General features: G+C 41.0%; 26 protein-coding genes and 1 riboswitch. Of the genes, 14 read left to right on the top strand and 12 right to left on the bottom strand.

The features are described from left to right. Positions 1-39 precede the first annotated feature (39 nt). From BN6556_RS14460 to BN6556_RS14450, 3 genes are all read left to right on the top strand, one after another. Positions 40-894: a metallophosphoesterase gene (locus tag BN6556_RS14460; RefSeq protein ID WP_066192753.1), complete on the top strand. Its 855-nt coding sequence runs from the start codon at positions 40-42 to the stop codon at positions 892-894. Between the two features lie 15 nt (positions 895-909). After that, on the top strand, positions 910-1479 hold the full coding sequence (locus tag BN6556_RS14455) for an SCO family protein (protein ID WP_078060107.1): 570 nt from the start codon (positions 910-912) through the stop codon (positions 1477-1479). A 64-nt stretch (positions 1480-1543) separates the two neighbouring features. Next, entirely contained in the window at positions 1544-1987 is a 444-nt protein-coding gene (locus tag BN6556_RS14450) for a YkyB family protein (RefSeq protein WP_066192751.1), read from the top strand. A gap of 55 nt (positions 1988-2042) precedes the next feature. On the opposite strand, the gene BN6556_RS14445 is transcribed toward BN6556_RS14450, so the two are convergent. Beyond that, positions 2043-2357, bottom strand: a complete 315-nt coding sequence (locus BN6556_RS14445) for a hypothetical protein (protein WP_066192749.1) — start codon at positions 2355-2357, stop codon at positions 2043-2045. Between the two features lie 129 nt (positions 2358-2486). Here BN6556_RS14445 and BN6556_RS14440 point away from each other — a divergent pair, with 129 nt between their 5' ends. Next, positions 2487-3641 carry an aminotransferase A gene (locus tag BN6556_RS14440; protein ID WP_066192747.1) on the top strand — a complete coding sequence of 385 codons (1155 nt, stop codon included), beginning with the start codon at positions 2487-2489 and terminating at the stop codon, positions 3639-3641. A gap of 149 nt (positions 3642-3790) precedes the next feature. On the opposite strand, the gene BN6556_RS14435 is transcribed toward BN6556_RS14440, so the two are convergent. After that, positions 3791-3988 carry an aspartyl-phosphate phosphatase Spo0E family protein gene (locus tag BN6556_RS14435; protein WP_066192746.1) on the bottom strand — a complete coding sequence of 66 codons (198 nt, stop codon included), beginning with the start codon at positions 3986-3988 and terminating at the stop codon, positions 3791-3793. Between the two features lie 1839 nt (positions 3989-5827). Here BN6556_RS14435 and BN6556_RS14430 point away from each other — a divergent pair. Beyond that, a complete protein-coding gene (locus BN6556_RS14430; protein ID WP_066192745.1) occupies positions 5828-6469 on the top strand; it encodes a hypothetical protein in 642 nt (213 codons plus the stop codon). A 208-nt stretch (positions 6470-6677) separates the two neighbouring features. Here the strand turns inward: BN6556_RS14430 and BN6556_RS14425 are convergent, their stop codons facing one another. Beyond that, on the bottom strand, positions 6678-7121 hold the full coding sequence (locus BN6556_RS14425; RefSeq protein WP_066192744.1) for a hypothetical protein: 444 nt from the start codon (positions 7119-7121) through the stop codon (positions 6678-6680). Between the two features lie 332 nt (positions 7122-7453). On the opposite strand from BN6556_RS14425, the gene BN6556_RS14420 reads away from it, so the two are divergent. The 4 genes from BN6556_RS14420 to spoVAE are packed head-to-tail and all read left to right on the top strand — an operon-like array spanning position 7454 to position 9758. Next, the gene (locus tag BN6556_RS14420) at positions 7454-7888 is read left to right on the top strand and encodes a YhcN/YlaJ family sporulation lipoprotein (protein ID WP_066192742.1); all 435 of its coding nucleotides are present in this window, start codon (positions 7454-7456) and stop codon (positions 7886-7888) included. Between the two features lie 12 nt (positions 7889-7900). Then, the gene (spoVAC, locus tag BN6556_RS14415) at positions 7901-8356 is read left to right on the top strand and encodes a stage V sporulation protein AC (RefSeq protein WP_066192739.1); all 456 of its coding nucleotides are present in this window, start codon (positions 7901-7903) and stop codon (positions 8354-8356) included. Then, the gene (gene spoVAD / locus BN6556_RS14410) at positions 8353-9360 is read left to right on the top strand and encodes a stage V sporulation protein AD (RefSeq protein ID WP_066196414.1); all 1008 of its coding nucleotides are present in this window, start codon (positions 8353-8355) and stop codon (positions 9358-9360) included. Before spoVAC ends, spoVAD begins: the two co-directional genes overlap by 4 nt. Positions 9361-9407: 47 nt before the next feature. Beyond that, a complete protein-coding gene (gene spoVAE / locus BN6556_RS14405; protein WP_066192737.1) occupies positions 9408-9758 on the top strand; it encodes a stage V sporulation protein AE in 351 nt (116 codons plus the stop codon). A 47-nt stretch (positions 9759-9805) separates the two neighbouring features. On the opposite strand, the gene BN6556_RS14400 is transcribed toward spoVAE, so the two are convergent. The 9 genes from BN6556_RS14400 to BN6556_RS14360 all read right to left on the bottom strand — a co-directional run bounded on the left by BN6556_RS14400 (position 9806) and on the right by BN6556_RS14360 (position 16468). After that, positions 9806-10771 carry a zinc-binding dehydrogenase gene (locus tag BN6556_RS14400; protein WP_066192735.1) on the bottom strand — a complete coding sequence of 322 codons (966 nt, stop codon included), beginning with the start codon at positions 10769-10771 and terminating at the stop codon, positions 9806-9808. A 10-nt stretch (positions 10772-10781) separates the two neighbouring features. Next, positions 10782-11240 carry a DUF6884 domain-containing protein gene (locus BN6556_RS14395; protein ID WP_066192731.1) on the bottom strand — a complete coding sequence of 153 codons (459 nt, stop codon included), beginning with the start codon at positions 11238-11240 and terminating at the stop codon, positions 10782-10784. Positions 11241-11326: 86 nt separating this feature from the next. Then, positions 11327-11770 carry a DUF3995 domain-containing protein gene (locus BN6556_RS14390; protein ID WP_235817576.1) on the bottom strand — a complete coding sequence of 148 codons (444 nt, stop codon included), beginning with the start codon at positions 11768-11770 and terminating at the stop codon, positions 11327-11329. A 157-nt stretch (positions 11771-11927) separates the two neighbouring features. Continuing rightward, positions 11928-12536 carry a dihydrofolate reductase family protein gene (locus BN6556_RS14385; RefSeq protein WP_066192727.1) on the bottom strand — a complete coding sequence of 203 codons (609 nt, stop codon included), beginning with the start codon at positions 12534-12536 and terminating at the stop codon, positions 11928-11930. Positions 12537-12702: 166 nt separating this feature from the next. Beyond that, positions 12703-13728: a ThiF family adenylyltransferase gene (locus tag BN6556_RS14380; protein WP_066192725.1), complete on the bottom strand. Its 1026-nt coding sequence runs from the start codon at positions 13726-13728 to the stop codon at positions 12703-12705. After that, on the bottom strand, positions 13728-14486 hold the full coding sequence (locus tag BN6556_RS14375) for a thiazole synthase (protein ID WP_066192722.1): 759 nt from the start codon (positions 14484-14486) through the stop codon (positions 13728-13730). Before BN6556_RS14375 ends, BN6556_RS14380 begins: the two co-directional genes overlap by 1 nt. A 4-nt stretch (positions 14487-14490) precedes the next feature. Next, the gene (thiS, locus tag BN6556_RS14370) at positions 14491-14700 is read right to left on the bottom strand and encodes a sulfur carrier protein ThiS (protein WP_316245329.1); all 210 of its coding nucleotides are present in this window, start codon (positions 14698-14700) and stop codon (positions 14491-14493) included. A gap of 17 nt (positions 14701-14717) precedes the next feature. After that, the gene (gene thiO, locus BN6556_RS14365) at positions 14718-15854 is read right to left on the bottom strand and encodes a glycine oxidase ThiO (RefSeq protein WP_066192719.1); all 1137 of its coding nucleotides are present in this window, start codon (positions 15852-15854) and stop codon (positions 14718-14720) included. After that, complete coding sequence (locus BN6556_RS14360; RefSeq protein WP_066192717.1) at positions 15851-16468, bottom strand: thiamine phosphate synthase; 618 nt, start codon at positions 16466-16468, stop codon at positions 15851-15853. Before BN6556_RS14360 ends, thiO begins: the two co-directional genes overlap by 4 nt. A 107-nt stretch (positions 16469-16575) precedes the next feature. Continuing rightward, a riboswitch (TPP riboswitch) is annotated at positions 16576-16671 on the bottom strand. Positions 16672-17457: 786 nt separating this feature from the next. Between BN6556_RS14360 and ilvB the strand changes: the two genes are divergently transcribed. From ilvB to leuB, 5 genes are all read left to right on the top strand, one after another. Further along, positions 17458-19191: a biosynthetic-type acetolactate synthase large subunit gene (ilvB, locus tag BN6556_RS14355; protein WP_066192714.1), complete on the top strand. Its 1734-nt coding sequence runs from the start codon at positions 17458-17460 to the stop codon at positions 19189-19191. Continuing rightward, complete coding sequence (gene ilvN / locus BN6556_RS14350; RefSeq protein WP_066192712.1) at positions 19188-19709, top strand: acetolactate synthase small subunit; 522 nt, start codon at positions 19188-19190, stop codon at positions 19707-19709. Before ilvB ends, ilvN begins: the two co-directional genes overlap by 4 nt. A 98-nt stretch (positions 19710-19807) precedes the next feature. Further along, complete coding sequence (gene ilvC, locus BN6556_RS14345; protein WP_066192710.1) at positions 19808-20839, top strand: ketol-acid reductoisomerase; 1032 nt, start codon at positions 19808-19810, stop codon at positions 20837-20839. Continuing rightward, a complete protein-coding gene (locus BN6556_RS14340; RefSeq protein ID WP_066192708.1) occupies positions 20826-22349 on the top strand; it encodes a 2-isopropylmalate synthase in 1524 nt (507 codons plus the stop codon). Before ilvC ends, BN6556_RS14340 begins: the two co-directional genes overlap by 14 nt. A gap of 29 nt (positions 22350-22378) precedes the next feature. Further along, entirely contained in the window at positions 22379-23449 is a 1071-nt protein-coding gene (gene leuB / locus BN6556_RS14335; protein ID WP_066192706.1) for a 3-isopropylmalate dehydrogenase, read from the top strand. Positions 23450-23482 lie beyond the last annotated feature (33 nt).

Genomic DNA, 23482 nt, shown 5'->3' with positions numbered 1-23482 from the left:
CGTTTGCACCTGGATAAACAATAGAAAGGTATAAATCTAATGAATCGCAGAACTTTTTTAAAACGTTTTTTAGGTAGTATTGTTGCTTTCTTCGGTCTGGGTGGAGGAACTTATTATTATGCAAGGGAAATCGAGCCAGGCTTATTAGATCAACACCATATTGATATTATTTCCCATAAAACACCTCGCAGTTTCAATGATTATACGATACTTCAATTTTCCGATACCCACATCGGTTTTCATTATACCGTTGATCAATTGGTCGAATTAACCAAAACAATCAATCAATTAGAGCCTGATCTCATCGTTTTTACCGGTGATTTAATAGACAACCCGCGCACCTATCAGGTAGAAAGCAAGTTAATTCATGCGTTGGCAGACCTTCAGGCTAAAGACGGTAAATTTTGGATCTATGGTAACCATGACCACGGAGGATATGGAACCGATATATTAAAAGAAATTTTTGAGCGAAGTGGATTTGAATTGTTACAAAACGGACACAGACAAATCAATAAAAATGGTGATATGATTAACCTGATTGGTGTAGACGATGTATTATTGGGCGATCCCAATCTGGATGAAGCAACGCATGGCCTTAGCGAAGAGCACTTAGCCATATTATTAGCACATGAACCAGATTATGCAGAGGTAGCCAAGGAATATCCTATTGACATACAGCTGTCGGGACACAGCCACGGTGGACAAGTCCAACTTCCTTTTGTTGGTTATATCTATACTCCGCATCTATCTGAAATATATGTAGAAGGTGACTATCAAGTCGGCAGTCGACCGCTCCAATTATTTGTTAATCGCGGAATTGGAACAACCAGGGCACCTTATCGTTTTTTATGTAAACCAGAAATTACGATCTATCATTTAAAAACCAATCAATAGCAGGAGGTAAATCAAGTGGTGAAAAAAGTATTACTACTCACTGCCATGTTATTATTGTTAGCGGCATGTGGTGACAAATATGAAGGAGACTTCTCTTATGAGATAGAAGACTTCACTTATACAGATCAAGATAACCAAAGCTTCAGCAAAGAAGCATTGGACGGAAAATTTTGGATTGCAGATATGATGTTCACGAATTGTAATTCGATTTGTCCAGCAATGACCGCCAATATGTCGCGATTGCAAGATATGCTGGCAGACGAAGGGATCGACAATGTAGAGATGGTTTCCTTTTCTGTAGATCCAACGGTGGACGAACCGGAGATGCTGAAACAATATATTGAAGATCGAGGCGGAGATTTTGATAATTGGCATGCCTTGACTGGATATTCTAATGAAGATATCAAAGCATTTGCACGAGATTCCTTTAAAGCAATTGTTGAACACCCCGACAATGATGATCAAGTGATTCATCAAGGATTCTTTTATTTAGTTACACCAGAAGGGAATGCAATCAAGAGATATAGTGGACAGGAAGCAAACGAAATGGAGAAAATAGTTGAAGATTTAAAGGCAATGAATTAAAGTATGGAGTAGGAGAATATAAGATTCTTCTACTCTTTTACTATGCCAATAAAGGTGGAACAACATGGAAACAAAAAAACACGCTCCAAATGAAATGGGAGAAGCGCTCTTTATCGTCAACAGACATACCAAAACAGCACCAGACCCCTCTAAGCTTTATCATTTAAAAAAAGAAGCCATCCAAAAATTACTAAAAGAAGGAAAAGCCACAAAGATTGGTTTGCATTATTCTAATAACCCTAGACATAGCAAGCAGCATTCTGTCCTGCTCATTCAAATTGGGAATTTTTATTTCCATATCCCTCCGGATAAACACGACTTAAAAACATTGCCCCACTTAGGTAAACTGGACGAGAGCTATCAGAATCCTAAATCAAGATTGTCACTGCGGCAGGCAAAAACCATTTTATACCGTTATTTAAACTGGTCTCTTACGAAACAGCAAAACAATCAAGACAACTACATGACTTCAAACCTGTCTCCTTTCTATCATAAACGAAAATGGTAGACCTATGCCGTTTCCAGTGCAGCTATCGACACATCTGCCGCTCGCTCGAAGCTGCCTACGAGTAAGACCGCCTAAACAAACGATGAAAACAGACAATACTAGTAAAAATCAGGCAGCTGACTATCAAGTACTTCCCCTCTATTTCCGTTTGGATCATAGCCGTTATGACAAGCATGATCATAATGACAAAGCTATAGGTCATAAATGCCTTCCATTCGATTAGTACTAATAACGAAATCAATGGACGCAAAGTAAAATAAAGGATAGTCAGACCAATGGTTATATAGATGACACTAAACATCTCTGCTTGCTTTGTTACTAATAAATAATCACTCACTCTTTCTAGTTCCTTCCACCATTCTGTTAACATGCATTATACCCTCCCTCAGCTTACTTGTGATAAAATAAACTTGGATTTCTTTTCCCTATTGGCAGTATCACCATTTTCTCTAATGCTTAGACCTAGATCATGATTTTCAATCAACAGGAGGTAATAATGATGGAACACTATATCAACAAAGAAGTGAAAGACATTAAAATATCTGGTATTCGACAATTTTTTAATATGGTAGGTAATAAAGAGGGGGTACTTTCCTTAACGATTGGACAGCCAGATTTTCCTACTCCCGAACATGTGAAAGCACAAGCAAAACAAGCTCTTGATAATAACTTAACTACTTATACGGCAAATGCTGGTATACTTCCTTTGCGTGAGGCAATTGCTGCCTTTGTGCAACGCCATTACCAACTAAACTATGATCCTGTCCATGAGGTGATTGTCACAGCTGGGGCATCTCAAGCAATTGATATTACCCTTCGTACCATTCTCAACGAGGGGGATGAAGTAATCTTACCTGGTCCTGTTTATCCTGGTTATGAACCATTAATTAAGCTTGCTAAAGCAGTACCAGTCTATGTTGATACACGAAATAGCCAGTTTAAAATGACTGCTGCCAAACTCGAAGCCGCGATCACACCAAAAACGAAGGCCGTGATACTTCCTTATCCATCCAATCCAACTGGTGTCTCCCTGTCAGAGGAAGAACTAACCGAAATAGCAGCTGTGGTTGAACGGTACAATATCTTCTTTATCGCAGACGAAATATACAGTGAGCTGACGTATGAACACGTCCATTTCTCCATTGGAAGACACACTCAAATACGTGACAAGGTTATTATCATCAATGGTGTCTCCAAGTCCCATTCCATGACTGGATTTAGAATTGGCTATGTCCTAGGTGCAAAGTGGTTGATGAGGCATATGATCAAGATCCACCAATATAATATCTCTTGCGCCTCCTCCATCAGTCAATATGCGGCACTAGAAGCTATACAAAACGGAGAGAATGACCCAATTATCATGAAACAAGCCTATCTCCAGCGCAGAGATTACGTATATGATCGATTAAAAAAAATGAATCTTCCGGTTTACCTGCCAGAAGGAGCCTTTTATTTCTTCATAGACATTCGACACTTAGCAGCAGATTCGCTCACAGTAGCATTGCAATTAGTTGATGAAGCCAACGTAGCCTTGGTCCCCGGGAGTGCTTTCTCCGTGTACGGAGAAGGTTATCTCCGATTATCCTACGCCTATGATATGGATACCCTGGCAGAAGGTTTAAATCGAATAGAAACTTCTATTAGTAATAATTAATACAGCAAGACATCCCCATAAGACTTAGCGAAAGAAAGAAATAAAATAGATGTGGACGGATATCAACGACTGTAATGGAACTAAATCAAGACGCCTTCCAAAAAGAAACAAAAAACGCACAGATCTATATTTTCTTAGATTTGTGCGGGTTAGCTGCTCTCTTTCTTGGGAAGCGCCTCCTTTTTTTGAGTTTGTTTGTAATGTTGATAATCATTAAGCAAACCATCTAATTTTTGACTGATTTGTAATGATTCCTCACTTGTCATACCTTTTTGGAGGGCGACTTCCGTCATTTCTTTACGTAGTCTTTCGATTTCCTTGACTAGCTCATTTAGATACACCGTCATAAGTTTAAATCCTCCAGTATTGTAGGATGTGATAAAGTGAAACTTTATTCAGTTAGGACTACCGCACAGGGCGTGCTAGCGCAGATGTCGCGACAGAACATCGCGAGCTTCGTCTGCTTCCACATCCCCAATGAATATTAGTTGAACCAACCGAGCAGTTACTAAGCGAGGCTGCTATCCATGAGTTTATTCGATTATCCCCTTGCTGGGTAATAAGACTTAGCTTATTATCAGCATCTGCAATTCTCCACTCAGACTTTTCTATAAGTCTGAAAATGAGGGCATATGAACGTTTATGCTAGAATAAACGTTATACTCATGTCTACTGATTATCCCAAATTATTGTAAGAATGTAAAGCAAACCGCAAAATTAGACATATTTCTCACAAAAAAACTTTTGTCACCTGCCATTTTAGCATATTTTAGCGATTTATCCCGTTTTTTCTCATCTTAAACCAAATGCTTTAGCATAAATCAACTGTAAATTTGGATTTTTTGTGATTCTTATTAACCAGATCCCTGTAAAGATAGATAAAATTAACATAATCGCTTTTTTATGAAGATGTTAAAACACTTTTCTAATGACAGGAAAGCGCTTTTATTTATGGTTTTCAGTTACAAAAAGAACTTGCCTGCCCAAATCACGACGATAATTGCCGCACTAGCGGTAGGAGGAGATAACCAGAGAATAAATGCATTTATTCCTTGGTTATCTCCTCCTACCACGTAAATGGATCAAGAGCACCTATCCGATCTATGAGACATGATTTCATTCCACTTATATCATCAAAAGAACATACTGACTGTCGATAAGGCGGGATGATGTTAAGTAGAGTCTTTTACGGAATGGTGCGTTTCATCTGCGCTATCTAGCACCGACAAACGATCAACTTTACGACAGGGCATAGATGGACGGCTTACTTTACATCATCCAACTTATCGATATCGAAATTCGTTTCAGGTCAACATCATTCCAAGTCCTATTATGCCAAGGATTATATACGTTCTTTGCTTATAAAAAAATCGGGAAGCCTATCATCTATAGTTCTCCCCCATTTCTTTCTGAAAATAACCGCTAAGCAGTGAATCGGCGGTTACCTGCTTGTATTTGATATTACTGATCTCATTCCAGACTTATGCTGGCCATGCTATTTCACTCGGTCAAATATGTTGTAACCCACCGTACCAATGATAATAACAAAACATAGAATACCCATTAATGTACTCATTGCTTACACCTCATTTTCTCCAAATTCTACTTTTATTATATCATTTTTTTTGGATTAATAAAGCTAAAGCTGCATTTTATGATTCCTACACGATTTTGTTCCCTGTTTTTTCTTTTTTCATGGTATAATATGGTCCATATTAACTCTTTTATACAACTCTAGGGCTTTGTTATAACTTTACCTTGGTTCTCGTCATCTAACTAAGATGTCTTAGATTTGTCTATGGAAGCGATTATTGCTGACGAGTAGGCTACACATGTAACACCAAGAAAGTAAAGAAGCCAAAAATCGCTTCTCTTCTTAAAGTTTGTCAAAAATAGATTAAAACTTGGTGCAGAGTGGGGCCTTGACAGTTTCGTTCATATCAGGAGGCTAAGCACAAGTCCGCTGTATCGGAAACATAAATGAGAGCGTTTTTTACTCGAATCACTTGTTGAATTGTGCCCTAAGAGAAATAGCAAAACCTATTCCCGGCGTGTTACCTAGCGCAGACAAACAACAACTTGACTACATGAAATAGATGGACCGGCACCTTCTCATCATCCGTCTTATTGATTCGTTCAAAATCTTATACCTAGGAGTATTTATTTTATAAAAAGGTGGTGACGCAATGAAACACACGATTTGGATTTTCCTATTATTGATGCTGTGTGCATGCGATAATGATCAAGAAGATTTGATGATTACGAAAGAAACCGACGCTATGTCTAATGAAACAGTGGAACAGCCGCCTGAACAAGCAGAACCCATCGAAGAACAACATGAAATTGAATTTGCATTAGATGATGAGGTCATTGTTTTAAATACTAACAACATTACTATCTTGAAATCCTTTCTAGCGACAACAAACGATCGGGAACAAGCTGTTGCAAATATGAAATTAGAGAAACTTATGCTAGAAAAACTCTATTTATTATCTTTCAATTGTCAAGATGAGAAGTGTTCTTTTTTATTATTAGATCGAAAAGAACCTAACCGCTCACTGCTGCTGGATGACATGGTAAAACTAAAAGAAATCATTCCTTCCCCTGAAGAGACGCAATTATTTATACTTTTCGAACATAAAAACAAAGATGTATGGAAAGTTTTTCAACTAGAAGATTGGGAAATGGCCCCTTTCCAGGCCGAAGCGGAATTAGAAGATCTACGTGTAATAGAGGCCAATTGGCAGGATGAACAAAACATTCATATCCAGTATCATCTGATTACCAACTCTGATCCCCAAGAAACTAAGTTGCGTATGGTAGAGTGAGCTTGCACGAAGAAAACCAAGTACAGGAAGAATCACTGACAGGTGCTAGGAAGCATTCCGGTTAAAACTTCGGTCTCCCGATGTTTGTCTAGCACTTTCTACGTCTCACAACCGTATATCTGGGCCGTTCTTATATAGTACTGCTTTTTATAAACGGCCCTTCATTTCATGAACCTATCATCGCATAATGAACCCTCATATATAGGCGCTATTCAAACACAAGCTCTCCCTCACTCTTAATGTTAACCTGCTCCCCTTCCAATTTAAATTGTGTATGAATAAATATAGCATGTTCCCCCTTCTTAAGCGAAGAGAAAGTCAATGGCTCCTGAGGATAGTACTGTCCCCCGCTATTTAATTGTTTTTCCACTTCGCTACCCGTAAACACAGGATTATCTTGATCTATCGTCACTTGCGTCAGCGGTGCTCTATGATAAATAACAATATCCTCATCACCTAAGTATTGAATCGAACGTAGTACCATAAACCCTTCCGACATTGGTTCCACTTGAATATGTACGACGAAATCTTGATACTGTTCTTCAAACTTTACCGTTTCAGTTAGAGAAGCACCTTGCCACTCTCGTACAATGAAGAATGAAATGGTTACTACAACAAGGAAAGCGATAATCACCATATATTTCTTTTTCAAAAGTAGCTCCCTCCCCCTATGTTACCATTTTTTCGCTTACTCTATATAGACGATTTTAATCGTGCAATCGTTTCACTTTTTTGACAAAAAAATGTTTTTTCTCTTCAAATTATAAATCAAATGCATACTTTTTCAAAAACTTTACAAAATAGAGGTGAAAACAATTTATCTCGGTGCAATCATCCGTAAGCCTCCACTTGCAGCGTTGAAGAGAATTCTAGGAAGTCTAAGTGAGGGATAACAGGTGTTAACACCCCGATAAGCTCTCACTACTCGTCATTTTATAAATCACACCGTACTAGTCACCATTCCATTTAGAAAGGAAGAGAAGTATGAAGTTGGTCTATACACTAATCATCGCCTTCGTTTTTACTTTGATTGGATGTCAAAATCCTGATTCTCCATCAGCAGAAGCACCAGAAACGGGCGAAGAAGTACTTATTTTACATTCCAAAAACGGAGGCAGCAGCCCCAGTCAAGCCTATCTAGATGATGTAAAAGAAATATCTGATTATAAAGCTGTTCAAGTGGATGATCAGCTCTTTGTCGCCATCACAGCAAACCCTATCCAGCAAGCCACCGAACGAAAATTAGAAAAAAAAATAGAAAAAGGACTGAAAAAAGCAGTTGATTCTGACAAAGTAAAGGTGACATCTGATCAAAAATTTATGATTGAATTAGGCAAATTAGAAGACAAGCATTTGTCAAAAAAAGAAGCGAAAAAGGAAATCAATAAGTTAATCAAGCTTTCGGAAGAACAGGCTTAAGGGAGGTAAACAATGAAAGACATACAATCAGATTATAAAAGCTATGAACAGGCAACCGAACCGAAAAGACCACTTGTTAAAAATTGTATTCGAGCTTTTTTAGTAGGCGGGCTTATTTGTGTAATAGGTCAGTTGATTTCTTTTTTTTACATGTATTTCTTCCATTTCACAGAACAAACCGTTGGAAATCCGACCGTTGCTACTTTAATCTTTATCACCATGCTTCTTACCGGATTTGGGGTATATGACCGCATCGCCCAATTTGCCGGTGCAGGTACAGCGGTTCCTGTCACAGGTTTTGGAAACGCCGTTATATCGGCTGCCATTGAGCACCGTACCGAAGGCTTTGTACAAGGTGTAGGCGGTAATATGTTTAAACTGGCAGGTTCGGTTATCTTGTTTGGTGTTTTTTCAGCTTTTCTTATTGCATTAATTAAAACCATTTTTTCATATTGGAGTGGCATATAATGATTGGAAAACAAACGTGGTTATTTGAACAGCCACCTACCATTTTAGCTACAGGAACCGTCGGTGGCCCATTTGAAAAACAAGGTAATATTCGTACCGATTTCGATCATTTTTATGATGATCAATGGGTGGAAGAAAAGTCTTTTGAACTGGCTCAACAGCATATGATGGAGGATGCCTGTCGTTATGCATTAAAGAAGGCCCAACTTACGTCTAGTGACATGCAATTCCTGCTGCAAGGGGATCTCATCAATCAATTAACCCCCTCTAATTTTGCTGCCAGTAATTTGGCTATCCCTTACCTTGGGGTATTCAGTGCATGTGCTACCTCTATGGAAGGTTTGGCTCTATCTGCCTTAATCGTTAGTCAGATGAAGGCGAATTATGTCATAACGGGAGCCTCTAGCCATAACTCGGCAGCGGAAAGGCAATTCCGTTATCCTACAGAGTATGGCAGTCAAAAGCCTGATACTGCACAATGGACGGTGACAGGGGCTGGTGCCGCCATTATCGCCTCGACAGGTAAAGGGCCTAAAGTGACCTCCGCTACCATCGGGAAAGTCGTCGATCCAGAGCTAAAGGATCCCTTTAATATGGGCGGAGCTATGGCGCCTGCTGCCTTTGATACGATTAAACAACACCTGGAAGATCGGCAAATCAGTGCGGATTATTATGACTATATTATTACCGGTGACTTGGCCAAAATTGGCAGGGAGCGTTGCATGGATTTATTAAATCAAAACCAGACAGGGGTTACAGAGCAACAGTTTGTAGATGGTGGTTTAACGATATACAAGGCAGACCAACCCACTTTTTCTGGCGCAAGCGGGCCAGCCTGTTCAGCGATCGTTACATACGGTCACTTTTATCACAAATTATTGAAAGGTGATTGTCAACGAATCTTAGTTGTGGCAACTGGCGCATTATTATCCCCATTATCGGTACAACAAAAACAAACGATTCCCTGCATCGCTCATGCCGTTTCTATTGAAAACATGGAATAGGCCTTGATAACGGATACGTAACAAAACAGAGATAGGAGGGGTTATAGATGGTATTTTTATGGGCGTTTCTCGTAGGTGGACTCATTTGTGTGATTGGTCAGCTATTGTTGGATGTCGGAAAATTAACCCCCGGTCATACCCTGAGCATACTAGTCGTCACCGGGGCAGTCCTACATGGCTTGGGCTGGTATGAGCCTTTAATCGATTTCGCTGGAGCGGGTGCCACCGTTCCGATTACCAGTTTTGGCAGCTCGCTCGTTAATGGCGCAATGGCAGAGGCCGAAAAACATGGGTTAATTGGAGTCGTCACGGGTATGTTTGAGGTAACTAGTTCTGGCATCTCTGCAGCGATTATTTTTGGTATGATTGGGGCTATCTTTTTTAAGCCGAAAGGATAATCAAAAAGCAGGCAGGGTGAACCTGTCTGCTTTGTGTACTTTTTACATTACATAACAACATATACCTTACCTAATTGGGTTTGACCGGATAAATGGTCAAAGGCCTGATCTATTTTAGTAAAAGGGAATCCTTTATCAAGTAGCGGTCTCAATTCATGTTGTTCACAAAATGCAAGGAGTTCCCGCAATTCCTCTCTACTCCCCATCGTGGAGCCGAACAATTGATATTGCCCATAGAAAAACTGACGCAGGTTAAGAGTAAATTGATCCTCTGTCGATGAACCAAACGTAACGATACGCCCACCCTTCTTGAGAACACCTAAAGAACGATTAAAGGTAGCACCACCGATCGTTTCTATCACCAGATCAATTTCTTCATCTGCTAGCTGCTCCTCCCAATTATCATCTGTTAGAATCGCTCGATCATATCCTAGAATTTCAGCCTGTTTCAATTTATTCGGATCCCTTGACGTCGTGATCACATAAGCCCCCTTTGCCTTGGCCAATTGAATAATAAAACTGACCACACCGCCTCCAACGCCTGGGATAAACAAGGTTTCACCTCGCTTGATTTGCCCTAATGTCACCAAGGCGCGATAACCAGTCAAGGCCGATAAGGTAAACACCCCTGCCTCGGTCCAACTCAAATGATCTGGTTTTTTCTCGATAAAGTCTTCGCTGATAACCGTCCTTTCCGCAAACGTTCCATCAAAAATACGAAAATCATCCGGCGGAGCACTGGTTTTATCATACCAATTCAAGCTCGGATTAATAATCACCTCATCCCCTATTTTAAATCGAGAAACTTCACTGCCCACCTTTTCAACAACACCTGCCCCATCAGAACCTAACGTATAAATATCGGGCTGATTACCAATTCTGTCTTTCATCATTAAATCACGATGGTTTAGTCCTGCTGCTCGCAAGGCGACTACCACCTCGTTTGGCTGAGGGTCGGCTATCTGTTGCTCCAAGAACTGTTGAGAACCATGTTGAACGGCAAATGATTGCATAATTGACCTCCTATTGTTTGTGAAGTGGTTGACCTTGTTCGATACTATGTTTTAATAATTGTTGCATTTTACCAATTCCTTTTGTACCTAATAAGGGATATTGGATCTCTTGGGTCGTAAATACCTGCTTGATAATCGGCTGATACTTTTTCCCCGTTAGAGCAATAATGTTGGGGAATTGGTCAAGCTGTTTGTCGATGACTTGTTGTTTTAATTGAGCGATCGAAATGACATCAGGATGTTTTTGTCCAAAGGTGACATCATAATTCTCCGGTACGATATCATCTGGCAATAACAAGCCATGTTTGCCTGAAATAACCGCCCACTCGCCTACATATAGTGACGCATATTGGCGACATAAACGGTGAAGCACTCCAATATAGGCATCCGCTGCCTTGACTCCACCGACTGCAGGGTTTTTGTCCCAGATCTTTCGTCGACCACAGGGAAGGATAGCTAATGCTTCCATCTTTTCACGACCTTATTACTATAATTTATTAACTAGTATACCAAAAACTGGTCAGCACTGTAAATAACAAAGACCTTCGTGTAAAACTATGCCTTCTTCACAGAGAAAAAATAGCAAACACCGCCTGTCATCCAGTACGGCTCCCAAAATACAAGTCTCCAAAAAGTTGCATAGGTCGTTAAATCCATAGCCAATATATCAAATGCACTCATAGAAATGGTAATAAAATTTAATAATCCATATAAAAAGAGAAGGATCCCTCCCGTTTTGGTAAGGTAATAAAGCACCTTATTCATGAAGACATTTTGCCAAGAAATAAGCAGCAGTACTAGCAATAACACACCTAATAATTTCACAAAACCAGTTAGCCAGACAAGTAATATAAAGGAGGGATCCGGATCAAGCGATTGCTCATAGATGGCATCACCTAGAGATCTGACACCAAACATTCCACCCATCGCCCAATAAAAACTCATCCCAGCAAACACAACCGTCCAAACCACACCTAAAGTAAGCCACCTTTTGTTCACTCGCAAATAAAAGCTCCTCTCTGCATAGCTTTTTATCATAGTATATATGAAAAAAAGCGCGCATTGCATGAAAAAATGGATATTCCTTATTTACCCAAAAATAAAAGCTTCATCCATTATGAACAAAACTTTTTCCTTTATGAGATATGGTATGTGATTATTTTACAATATCATATTTAACATGAATGACACCTGTTCCCTCGATGACCTTAGTTGATTTTAGCATAATATTTTCTTCTCCAATATGGTCAAATAAGCGCACACCTTTCCCTAATAACACTGGAGCAATATGCAAATCAAGTCCATCCAGCAGACCAAATGCTATACACTGCTGGGCAACACTAGCTGTTCCAACGCTTACCTCTTTCTTGCCTGCTGCTTCCTTCGCTTGTTTAACTGCCTCTTTCACCCCATCGGTGATAAAAATAAACGGTGTAGCACCTTCCGGAGGATCCGTCGGAATATGATGTGTCAACACAAATACGGGAATATTCGCTAATGGGTGGCTCCCGCCCCACCCGTGCACGATATCAAACGTCCTCTTCCCAACAATCATCGCACCTGTTTCTCGAGCTGACGAATCAAAAACTTCTTTATCGACGCTGGAAAGCTTGAAAAAAGAATTGATTTCGCTCGTTTCTTCCCCTGAAAACAACCACCTTTGGATAACATCACCCTGATCTCCCAAGGGTTGTTGCGGATGATCATTGTTCCCTGCTATATAGCCATCTAGCGACATGGAGATATTTAGCATCACTTTATTCATTTCAAAAGCCCCCCTCCTAATTAGTATCATTCTATCACGTAAAAATAGACTATATTTCTTCTCGATTGCTGTATATTGCTACAAGCGAGTTAGGAAAAGGGGTTATGTGTGAGAATGCAGCTTTCTTGCTGCATTCTCGATAACATGGACATTATTAGCAAAAAATTCATCCCAAATAACGATGGTAGATTTTTTTTGCTTCCTGTTGATCCATCGTCCCATGAACTAACGTTCTCCCATCTTGAAAGAGCACTACTCGGTACGAATCTATTTCAAACGAAAGCAGATAAGGATTTTGAAATAGCTTTATCTGTTTATTCTTTTGTAATTCTTTGGCAACTTCACTCAAATCTGTTGATTTACGTTGCGATCGTAGTTGAACAGTGTTTCTTCCACATAGCTTCGTCGTTTTCATACGGGACTCGTAAGCTAGGTTTGGATAGCTTCTGTTCTCGGAACAGGACGGACAGTCTTTTTTTCGTAAGGCTGCTATGTCTATTTCTGTGTGTGCATTTTTCCATAAGTCAAACGAAATAAGTTTTCCAGATAAATCGGCTTCGTTACCGGTTAATAGCTTGAGTGCCTCGGTTACTTGGTGAGACACGACCTTTTGTACCACGGGCTGGATAATTCCAACACTATCACAGGTGGCCCCGTAAGCTGGTATATAAGCTTGCAGGCATTGCAGACATGGCGTTTTATCAGGGAGTACGGTAAAGGTAATGCCATAGCTTGCTACAACAGCTCCGTAAATCCATGGTTTTTGATACTTCTGTGCGATATCATTCAGTATAAGCCTTGTCTCAAAATTATCGGTAGCGTCAATAATTAAATCCGCTTCAGGCACCACTTTTCTTAATATATCGACTTCGGCATCTCCGACAATCGCATGTATTTGGACATGATGATTTACTTCAGCAAGCCTTTGTCTGGCGGCAATTGCCTTTGGTGTTTTTTGTTTCATATCCGTTTCACTAAATAGCTGTTGCCGCTGCAGATTACTTTCTTCCACATAATCTCGATCAATTAATGTCAACTGGCCAATACCTGCTCGTGTCAATGCCTCCGCACTGCTTGATCCCAACGCACCTGCGCCGACAATCAGTACATGGCTTTGACTAAGCTTTGTTTGCCCCGTCTCACCAATTGGTACAAATAAGACTTGGCGTTGATAACGATTCGTCTCCAACATTAGCTCCCTACCTCCGGACTGCTAGCTACCGCATATGCCTTCTTCGTGATTCTTCCTGCTTGATAGCCAAGTCGGCCGGCCTCTATTGCATATTTCATCGCCTTAGCCATTTTCACAGGGTCTTCTGCTCCGGAAACGGCGGTATTCAACAAGATACCATCTGCACCCAACTCCATAGCATACGCTGCATCAGCTGGCGAACCGATACCTGCATCCACGATAACCGGAACGTTCGATTGTTCGATAATATAAGAAAGGTTCAACGGGTTGATAATTCCTTGACCGCTTCCGATCGGGGAAGCTCCGGGCATGATGGCATGCGCTCCCGCCTCCTCCAGCTTTTTGGCTAATACCACATCATCTGAGGTATATGGAAGCACGGTAAATCCTGCTGCCACCAGCTCTTCCGTTGCTTTTAGTGTCTCGATCGGATCTGGCAGCAATGTTTTATCACAACCAATAACCTCCACTTTCACCATATCGCATCGCCCTGAAGCGGCAGCTAAATTAGCGATTCGCACCGCTTCTTTCGCATCCTTTGCCCCTGCCGTATTCGGTAAAAAAGTATAGCGGTTTACATCTATTTTTTCTAAAAAATTGGGCAGGGATGGGTCGTAGATATTCATCCTTCTCACGGAAAAAGTAAGAACTTCTGCCTCTGATTGATCTACTGCCTGCTTTTGAATATCAAAATCAGGATATTTGCCAGTCCCTAAGAACAAACGAGAAGCAAACGAATAGTTTCCAATATTAAGCATTTGCTTATCCTCCTCCAACGAAATGAACAATCTCAATCTTGTCTCCATCTTTTAACACCGCTTGTTTATGTCTTTCTTTTTGTAATATCTGTTGATTATGCTCGATAATCAACGGTTTATCTTGCAACCCCAGAAACTCAAGTAAATCTTTGATGTGTTTTACTCCTTTCTTTACTTCCAAATAACTTCCATTAACGATTATTTCCACATGCATGCACCTGCCTTTTGTGTTTATTCCAAACTTGTGACATTTGCTGATGGATCTCGTGCTTGACCACCACGAAAAAAATCGTAATAAAGTGGACGAACCGACTTGTTTTCAACTAAGTCTGCTAGATAGATGCCTGTAATCGCTGATAATAGAATGCCATTGCGATAGTGTCCCTTGGCAGCATATAAACCGTTGATTCCAGGAATCTCACCCAAGTAAGGACGTTCATCGGCGGTAGCTGGTCTGATCCCTGCCCAAAAACAATTTATTGTTGCCTCTGCCAGCTGCGGAACCATCTGTTCTGCTCGTGATAATAGCCCTTGAACACTTGCTGCGTGGACATGTTTATCTGTTTTTCCTGGTATAGATGAAGCGCCAACTACCACCTTGTTGCCTTGCTTGGGGACAAGGTAACAGCCGTCCATCCACAGGGTTGTTTGAAATAAGCGCTGCTCTGATTCCAATAGCAGACATTCCCCTTTTACAGGAATAATGGCATATTCATCAGGCAGCAGATCATCGCCAAATGCTCCCGTTGCTACAATGACTTGATCAGCGTAATAGGTTCCTTTTGTGGTTCGTATACCATAAACCTTTTTATTTTCCCTTAGCAGTTCAACTGCTTTTTCCTGTTCATGAAGCATGACACCATGACGATAGGCGGCAAGGGAAAATGCTTTTGTCAGATGATAAGCGGACACCTGACCATCATTCGGCAGGTAAAGAACCGTGTGGAGCTCCTCTGTCAAACTTGGTTCCATCTTTCTCGCTTCTTCTGTCGACAGCAAATAAGCAGGATAACCAGCTTCCTGTTGAAAAGTTGCCAGGCTTTTCAACGTATTGTATTGCTGCTGATCAAAAGCGAACTTCATGATTCCTTTATGAACATACTGAATATCCATCCCTGCTTCTTCCCAAAGCTCAACTGATAAATCTGCAAATAACGCTCTGCTTTCTTGAGCAAATTGAAAAAGAGGACTTGCTTGTGTGAATTCTCCTTGAGCACCTAGCATTCCTGCTGCAGCACTAGAGGCCTCACAACCGATTTGATCCCTTTCAACTATCAGCACCTGATAACCTCTTTTGGACAATTGATAAGCAATCGAACAACCAATCACGCCGCCACCAACAATGATTTGATCAAATGTCTTTTTCACTTTCCACCTTCTTTCCTGTTATTCAACACTTGCAGGTAAGCCTTTACTGTTTGTATCGGATCCGCCGCCTGCCAAATACCTGACATGATAGCTATCCCACTTGCCCCTGACTTGATTATTTCTTTTGTTCGATCAGGTGTAATGCCGCCAATAGCATAGACCGGTACCGATAGTTCTTCGCTTAATTGCCGAAGATTAGCTATTCCTCTTGGTTGTTGATTCGGCTTAGAACTGCTAGGATAAATATGACCATATAACAAGTAATCTGCTCCCTCTTGTTGAGCCTGTTCAGCCTCTGCTAACGAATGGACAGATTTCCCTGTAAGAAGCGTTGGGAAGCAATTTTTAACCAATGAAACAGCTAGACTGTGATAGGCCAACTGGACTCCTGCACATTGTTTCATCACGGCAATGTCAACTCTGTCATTTACGATTAGTTTCGTTAAGGGTAACCCGCTAGTTTTTAATACTTCGATTAGTTCCAGAATATCTTTTGCTGACTTATTCTTTTCTCTTATATGCAAATAATCAATATCCCCATGAATACGCTTTACTATTTGTACATGCCGTTTAGAAAAATCGCCATCACTGATAAGATGCAGTGATTTATCCATCTCCATTACTCCTTTCTTCGTTGAGCCGGAAGAAACGAAAAAAACCACTTATCCAGTTAGGACAAGTGGCTTCGATTATATAAAATTCATTTGTCGAATAATATATCGTCATGCTTCCGCCACTTCCCTACGCTAGTGTTAACCAGATCAGGTTCAAAGGGTCCGAATACTCGTCTCAGCCAAAGGCTCCCCTAGTGTTGATGTTGATTATGAAATTAGAACTACCTCCAAAGCATAACACATCCTGTTTTATTTTTACAGGTGTTTTTCAAAATCGTAGCAGATTCATTAAAAACGATGCTAGATATGGCCAACGTTATTGTTATGGGCATTAGAAATGTGCTTTTATACTCTTCCTACCTGTCTATTTTAAGATAGAAAGCGCTTCTGTTTTTAGTGGATTCCGTACTTTCTTATTTTTAACAAAAAAATCCGCAAAAAACAGTTGACCTATCGTCTTTTTAGTTGTATTATTGTCGTCAATCAGATTTTTCTGAAAATTACACATTTAAAAACTTTTTTGTGGACAGAATAAGCGATATCGTATACTATAACAATAAGCGAATATGTTTAAAAACGCGGACGGGAAAAAAGGATCAGGATCATGTATGCTGCAGAGAGCCAAGACAGGTGGAAACTTGGCCATACACCTTATCTGACTACTCATCCCTGAGTGCTATGCTGAACGGTTCTCCCATTAAGTATAGCCAGGTATTACACAGTACCTGTTATCCAATCAAAGCTATTTGATTTTGTAAATAGCTTTATGAGGCAATGTTTGTGAGAATATTGCAAATCAGGGTGGTACCGTGAAAAGAAAGGCCTTTTCACCCTTGATCTCTGCTACACTAGTGGCGGAAATCAAGGGTGAGATGGCCTTTTTTAGTGTAAGGAAAAGACAATAGCCATACTTTTCTTTGTACCATAAACATCTTCTAATACCAATAAATCAAGGTGATTGTTGATAATTATTAATAGGAGGGATTAACGTGGAAAACACACAAAAGCAAGCAAATGAAGCTGTAGAACCAAAAGAACCCAGGATTGGTGCTGATTTGCTAGTCGATGCCTTGATTAACGAAGACGTTGACACGCTATTTGGTTATCCCGGCGGTGCAGCATTACCAATCTTTGACGCATTATATAGAGCACAAGATGCCTTTGATCAAATCTTAGCTCGACATGAGCAAGGATCCATTCATGCAGCCGAGGGCTATGCCAGGGTATCAGGTAAGCCAGGAATTGTGGTAGCCACCTCTGGACCTGGTGCAACGAATTTAGTAACAGGAATTGCCGACGCAATGATTGACTCATTGCCATTAATTGTGATTACTGGTCAAGTTGCCAAAGGTGTGATTGGCAGTGACGCCTTCCAAGAGGTTGATGTCATGGGGGTTACTACACCAATTACTAAACACAATTATCAAGTAAATGATCTGAAAGATATCCCTCGTGTTGTTAAAGAGGCCTTTCATATCGCAACTACTGGTCGTCCTGGTCCTGTATTGATCGATATCCCGAAAGACGTCTCAGCCGAAATTATCAGTGATGATTTTCAAGCTAAAGTAGAGATTGATTTACCTGGATATCAGCCAACATTCAAGCCAAATCCGTTACAAACCAAAAAATTAGCGGAGGCGATCGGAAAAGCAGAGAAACCAGTATTATTAACTGGTGCTGGTATCTTAATGGCGCAAGCCTCCAAAGAGGTACAGGAATTTGCAGAAAAGTACTCACTTCCGGTTACCTCTACCTTATTGGGCTTAGGAGCATTTCCTGGCGATCATCCGCTATTTATGGGAATGGCCGGTATGCATGGCACATACGCTGCCAATACGGCCTTGTATGAATGTGATCTACTCATTAACATTGGTGCCAGGTTCGATGACCGCTTAACTGGTAAATTATCATCGTTTGCACCGAAAGCTACCGTGGCTCATGTCGACATTGACCCTGCTGAGATTGGCAAAAATGTTCCAACAGCCATACCTATCGTTGGTGACGCCAAAGAGGCATTGAAACGATTGTTGTCTCATGATATTAGCCAACCGAATCACGATGAATGGCTCGTTCGTATCCATGAAAACAAAGAAAATTACCCATTATGGTTTAACACACCGGATAAGGAAATGATCGGCCAATGGGTGATCAAACAAGTATACGAAGCCACGAATGGCAATGCAATTGTGACAACAGACGTTGGGCAGCATCAAATGTGGGCGGCGCAATACTATACCTTTAATCAGCCAAATAAATGGGTTTCATCTGGTGGTTTAGGTACGATGGGCTTTGGATTTCCTGCTGCTATTGGTGCCCAATTGGCTAATCCCGAAGAAATGGTTGTCTCGATCGTGGGCGATGGCGGTTTCCAAATGACCTTGCAGGAATTATCGATTTTACAAGAAAAAAGATTACCCGTTAAAATCATTATCGTAAACAATCAAGCACTAGGGATGGTTAGACAATGGCAAGAGAAGTTCCATGGCGAACGTTATTCCCAATCTATCTTTCAAATCCAGCCAGATTTTGTGAAACTAGCCGAGGCTTATGATGTGAGAGGAATCAAGTTAACGACACAAGAAGAATTTATCAATGCTTTACCAGATATTTTTGATTATGATGGACCTGTTCTTGTGGATGCACGGGTATTGCAGCAGGAGAATGTATTCCCTATGATTGCCCCTGGTACAGGACTAGATGAAATGATTGGGGTGAAACCATGAAACGAATTATAACAGCAACGGTTAGAAATCGCAGTGGTGTCTTAAATCGAATTACAGGGCTGTTGCAGCGTCGTCAATTCAATATTGAAAGCATCTCCGTCGGCAGAACAGAAACAGAGGACATGAGCAAGATGACGTTTGTTGTAGATGTGGAAGATTTTCAGAAATTAGAGCAAGTAACCAAGCAATTAAACAAACAAATTGATGTGATAAAAGTATCTGATATTACCGATAAAGCCATTGTTGCACGTGAATTGGCCCTGATTAAAATTGTCAGCAACAGCCAATTACGCGCTGAAATTCAAGGCATCATCGAGCCATTCCGCGCTTCTATTATTGATGTCAGCAAGGATAGTATGTCGATTCAGGTTACAGGTAAGCCAGATAAAATAGAAGCCTTGATTGAATTATTAAGGCCCTATGGCATCAAAGAGCTGGCTCGCACTGGCTTAACCGCCTTTGTTCGCGGCCAACAGCCAAACACCATTGATGGGAATTTTTCTTCCTTATTAGGTTAGGATAGTATAAGAAAAGAAGGCTTTCCCTATTTCATCTAGGGAAAGACCTGTTTTCTTTATTATATAAATAAAAATTTTTGAGAGGATGTAGTATATTTATGACAAAAGTATTGTACAACAATAATATCAACGAAGAGGTATTACAATCGAAGAAAATTGCCATTATCGGATATGGTTCTCAAGGTCATGCACATGCCCTAAACCTTAAAGAAAGCGGCTTTGATGTGGTCGTAGGACTTCGTAAAGGACGTTCTTGGGACAAAGCAGAAGAAGATGGTGTAGAAGTTAAAACCGTTGCAGAAGCATCCAAAGATGCCGATGTCATCATGATTCTTCTTCCAGATGAAAATCAGCCAGCTATCTATAAAGAAGCGATCGAACCTAACCTAGAAGCAGGAAATGCTCTAGTATTCGCTCATGGTTTCAATATTCACTTTAACCAAATCGTACCTCCGTCCGATGTGGATGTATTCCTAGTAGCTCCAAAAGGCCCTGGACATCTTGTACGCAGAACCTATGAAGAAGGCGCTGGTGTCCCTTCCCTTTATGGTGTGTTCCAAGATGCGACTGGTAATGCTGTAGACATCGCACTTGCTTATGCCAAAGGAATCGGTGCAGGTCGTGCTGGTATTCTTGAAACAAGCTTCCAAGAAGAAACAGAAACAGATCTATTCGGTGAGCAAGCCGTACTTTGCGGTGGTACCTCTGAGCTAGTTAAAGCAGGCTTTGAAACACTTGTAGAAGCAGGCTATCAACCAGAAATTGCTTACTTCGAATGTCTGCATGAATTAAAACTAATCGTTGATTTATTATATGAAGGTGGTCTTGAAAACATGCGCCACTCTATCTCTGATACTGCTGAATGGGGCGACTTTATGTCTGGTCCGCGTATCATTGATGAAGGCACCAAAGCACGTATGAAAGAAGTACTTTCTGATATCCAAACAGGTAAGTTTGCCCAAGGGTGGATCCTTGAAAATCAAGCAAACCGTCCTCGTTATGAAGCTATTAAAACAGCAGAATCAAAACTTCAAATTGAAGAGGTAGGTAGAGAACTTCGTGAATTAATGCCATTTGTAAAACAAAAGGCCATTAATAAGAAGGAAGTGGTCTCTAATGACTCCAATTAAGATTTTTGATACGACACTGCGAGATGGTGAGCAATCACCAGGTGTCAACTTAAATCAATTAGAGAAATTAGAGCTGGCTAAACAATTAGAACGCTTTGGAGTAGATATATTGGAAGCAGGATTCCCTGCTTCCTCCAAAGGGGATTTTGAAGCAGTCAAAAAGATTGCGGAAACGGTGAAAGATGTCTCCGTCACTGGTTTAGCGCGTGCGGTAAAATCAGACATCGATGCTTGTCGAGATGCCTTGAAGGACGCCACCAACCCCAGAGTCCACATCTTCATCGCCACCTCCCCTATTCATATGAAATACAAACTAAACAAGACACCAGAAGAAGTGATCGAAACGGCTGTCGAGATGGTGAAATATGGTAAGCAATTCTTTGACCATGTCGAATGGTCAGCAGAGGATGCTTCCCGTTCTGATTTGCCATTCTTAGCAGAAATCATAGAAAAGGTAATTGACGCCGGTGCCACCGTGATTAACCTGCCTGATACCGTTGGTTATACGATGCCTCGTGAGTACGGTGCCATGTTTAAGTATATGAAAGACAACGTACCGAATATTGAGCAAGTAGATTTATCCTGTCATTGCCACAATGATCTGGGAATGGCTTTGGCTAATTCCTTTGCTGCCATCGAAAATGGAGCAACACAAGTCGAAGGTGCCATTAATGGTATCGGTGAGCGCGCAGGTAATGCTGCCCTTGAAGAATTTGCCGTTGCCTTACAAATTCGCAATGATTATTATCCTTTTTATACAAACTTGATATTAAACGAAACCAAACGCACTAGTGACATGGTCAGTAAGTTTACCGGTATGACCGTACCAGGCAATAAAGCCGTCGTCGGTCGTAACGCTTTCGCCCATGAATCTGGTATTCATCAAGACGGTGTGCTCAAGAATGCCGAAACCTATGAAATTATTACCCCTGAATTAGTTGGGGTACATTCTAATAATCTAGTACTAGGCAAACACTCAGGTCGCCATGCCTTTACCGATAAAATCAAACAATTAGGCTATCAATTACCAGAAGCAAAACTAAAAGAAGCGTTCAAGGCGTTCAAAAGCTTAACGGATCATAAAAAAGAAGTAACCGATGATGATTTGTTTGCTATACTAACCGATATCCAAACCGACACATCCAATGTCAAACGATATCAGCTGGATCATTTCTTTGTTCAGTATGGTTCCAATCATCAACCAGAGGCAACCATCAGCTTAACGACACCGTCTAGTCAATCCGTTGAAAAAACAACGACAGGTGCTGGAAGTGTGGAGGCATTATACCACACCTTAGACGCTATTTTCGTCGAGGAAACCCACTTAACCGATTTTCAATTGAGTTCAATCGGTCAAGGGCGTGATGCATTAGCAGAAGTGCATGTCAGCTTAACCGTTGACGGACATCACGTGAGTGGTCGCGGCTCTGCACAAGATGTATTAGAAGCTGCCATCTTAGCCTATATTAATGGTGTGAATCGGGCTATTTATCAAAAAAAAGCTAGTTAAATCGCATTTTCTTACAGGAGGTTAAGGCATTGAGTAAACAAATCGTATTGCTTCCCGGGGACGGGATTGGTGCTGAGGTAATCCATGCAGCCCAAGATATCCTTGAAGCAATTGAAAAAAAATTCAATCATTCATTCACATTCTCTTCTTATGATATTGGTGGAATTGCTATCGACAACCATGGCACTCCCCTCCCAGATGAAACGATAGCGGCATGTCAAGCTGCAGATGCGGTTCTATTAGGAGCGGTTGGTGGCCCAAAATGGGATAACAACCCATCTGAACTGAGGCCTGAACGTGGATTATTAGGGATTCGTAAGGCATTAGATTTATATGCCAATCTGCGTCCGGTAAAAGGATTCAAAAAATTATTACATGCCTCCCCATTAAAGGAGTCCATTATTGCCGGAAGTGATTTGTTGATTGTCCGTGAATTAACGGGTGGCTTATACTTTGGAGAACCGAGTGAACGACGCGACAATGGTAATGCAGTTGTCGATTCGTTAACCTATACAAGAAGAGAAATCGAACGCATTGTCGATAAGGCATTCGAAAGTGCGCAACTGCGCAATAAGCACCTTACTTCTGTTGACAAGGCAAATGTGTTAGAATCTAGTAAACTGTGGCGAGAGATTGTCGAAGAGAAAAAGTCAGACTATCCCGACGTAACCGTAGATCATGTCTTAGTCGATGCCGCTGCCATGAAATTGATCACCAGCCCAACTGATTTTGACGTGATCGTGACCGAGAATATGTTTGGTGATATTCTCAGTGATGAAGCTTCTGTATTAACGGGATCGCTTGGTATGCTCCCTTCTGCCAGCTTGGCGGAGGATGGTGTTGGTTTATATGAACCGGCCCATGGCTCGGCACCAGATATCGCTGGCAAAGGTATTGCCAATCCGATTGCAATGGTGCTCTCCGCTGCCTTAATGCTGCGTTATTCATTTAACCTGAATAAGGAAGCAGAGGCGATTGAAACAGCGGTAGAAGCCGTATTAAATCGCAATTACCATACAGCAGATTTGCAAAGTACGGATGGTAAACTCGTAAATACAGCGGAAATGACACGCCTCATTGCAGAGGAAATTCAGGCTTAGTGTCATAAACCAAGAGGGAAAATGTCGGCGTGG

The sequence above is a fragment of the Gracilibacillus timonensis genome, assembly GCF_900086715.1.
Lineage (GTDB): Bacteria > Bacillota > Bacilli > Bacillales > Amphibacillaceae > Gracilibacillus > Gracilibacillus timonensis.
The sequence above is the reverse complement of the archived record's forward strand: the minus strand, read 5'-3'. Positions and strand labels throughout refer to the sequence as shown.

Bases quoted from the DNA above. Each gene is read 5' to 3' on its own strand.
- BN6556_RS14460 (WP_066192753.1), top strand. From the start codon at position 40: ATGAATCGCAGAACTTTTTTAAAACGTTTTTTAGGTAGTATTGTTGCT.
- BN6556_RS14450 (WP_066192751.1), top strand. From the start codon at position 1,544: ATGGAAACAAAAAAACACGCTCCAAATGAAATGGGAGAAGCGCTCTTT.
- BN6556_RS14445 (WP_066192749.1), bottom strand. From the start codon at position 2,357: ATGTTAACAGAATGGTGGAAGGAACTAGAAAGAGTGAGTGATTATTTA.
- BN6556_RS14440 (WP_066192747.1), top strand. From the start codon at position 2,487: ATGGAACACTATATCAACAAAGAAGTGAAAGACATTAAAATATCTGGT.
- BN6556_RS14435 (WP_066192746.1), bottom strand. From the start codon at position 3,988: ATGACGGTGTATCTAAATGAGCTAGTCAAGGAAATCGAAAGACTACGT.
- BN6556_RS14430 (WP_066192745.1), top strand. From the start codon at position 5,828: ATGAAACACACGATTTGGATTTTCCTATTATTGATGCTGTGTGCATGC.
- BN6556_RS14420 (WP_066192742.1), top strand. From the start codon at position 7,454: ATGAAGTTGGTCTATACACTAATCATCGCCTTCGTTTTTACTTTGATT.
- spoVAC (WP_066192739.1), top strand. From the start codon at position 7,901: ATGAAAGACATACAATCAGATTATAAAAGCTATGAACAGGCAACCGAA.
- spoVAE (WP_066192737.1), top strand. From the start codon at position 9,408: ATGGTATTTTTATGGGCGTTTCTCGTAGGTGGACTCATTTGTGTGATT.
- BN6556_RS14400 (WP_066192735.1), bottom strand. From the start codon at position 10,771: ATGCAATCATTTGCCGTTCAACATGGTTCTCAACAGTTCTTGGAGCAA.
- BN6556_RS14395 (WP_066192731.1), bottom strand. From the start codon at position 11,240: ATGGAAGCATTAGCTATCCTTCCCTGTGGTCGACGAAAGATCTGGGAC.
- BN6556_RS14385 (WP_066192727.1), bottom strand. From the start codon at position 12,536: ATGAATAAAGTGATGCTAAATATCTCCATGTCGCTAGATGGCTATATA.
- BN6556_RS14380 (WP_066192725.1), bottom strand. From the start codon at position 13,728: ATGTTGGAGACGAATCGTTATCAACGCCAAGTCTTATTTGTACCAATT.
- BN6556_RS14375 (WP_066192722.1), bottom strand. From the start codon at position 14,486: ATGCTTAATATTGGAAACTATTCGTTTGCTTCTCGTTTGTTCTTAGGG.
- thiS (WP_316245329.1), bottom strand. From the start codon at position 14,700: ATGCATGTGGAAATAATCGTTAATGGAAGTTATTTGGAAGTAAAGAAA.
- BN6556_RS14360 (WP_066192717.1), bottom strand. From the start codon at position 16,468: ATGGATAAATCACTGCATCTTATCAGTGATGGCGATTTTTCTAAACGG.
- ilvN (WP_066192712.1), top strand. From the start codon at position 19,188: ATGAAACGAATTATAACAGCAACGGTTAGAAATCGCAGTGGTGTCTTA.
- ilvC (WP_066192710.1), top strand. From the start codon at position 19,808: ATGACAAAAGTATTGTACAACAATAATATCAACGAAGAGGTATTACAA.
- BN6556_RS14340 (WP_066192708.1), top strand. From the start codon at position 20,826: ATGACTCCAATTAAGATTTTTGATACGACACTGCGAGATGGTGAGCAA.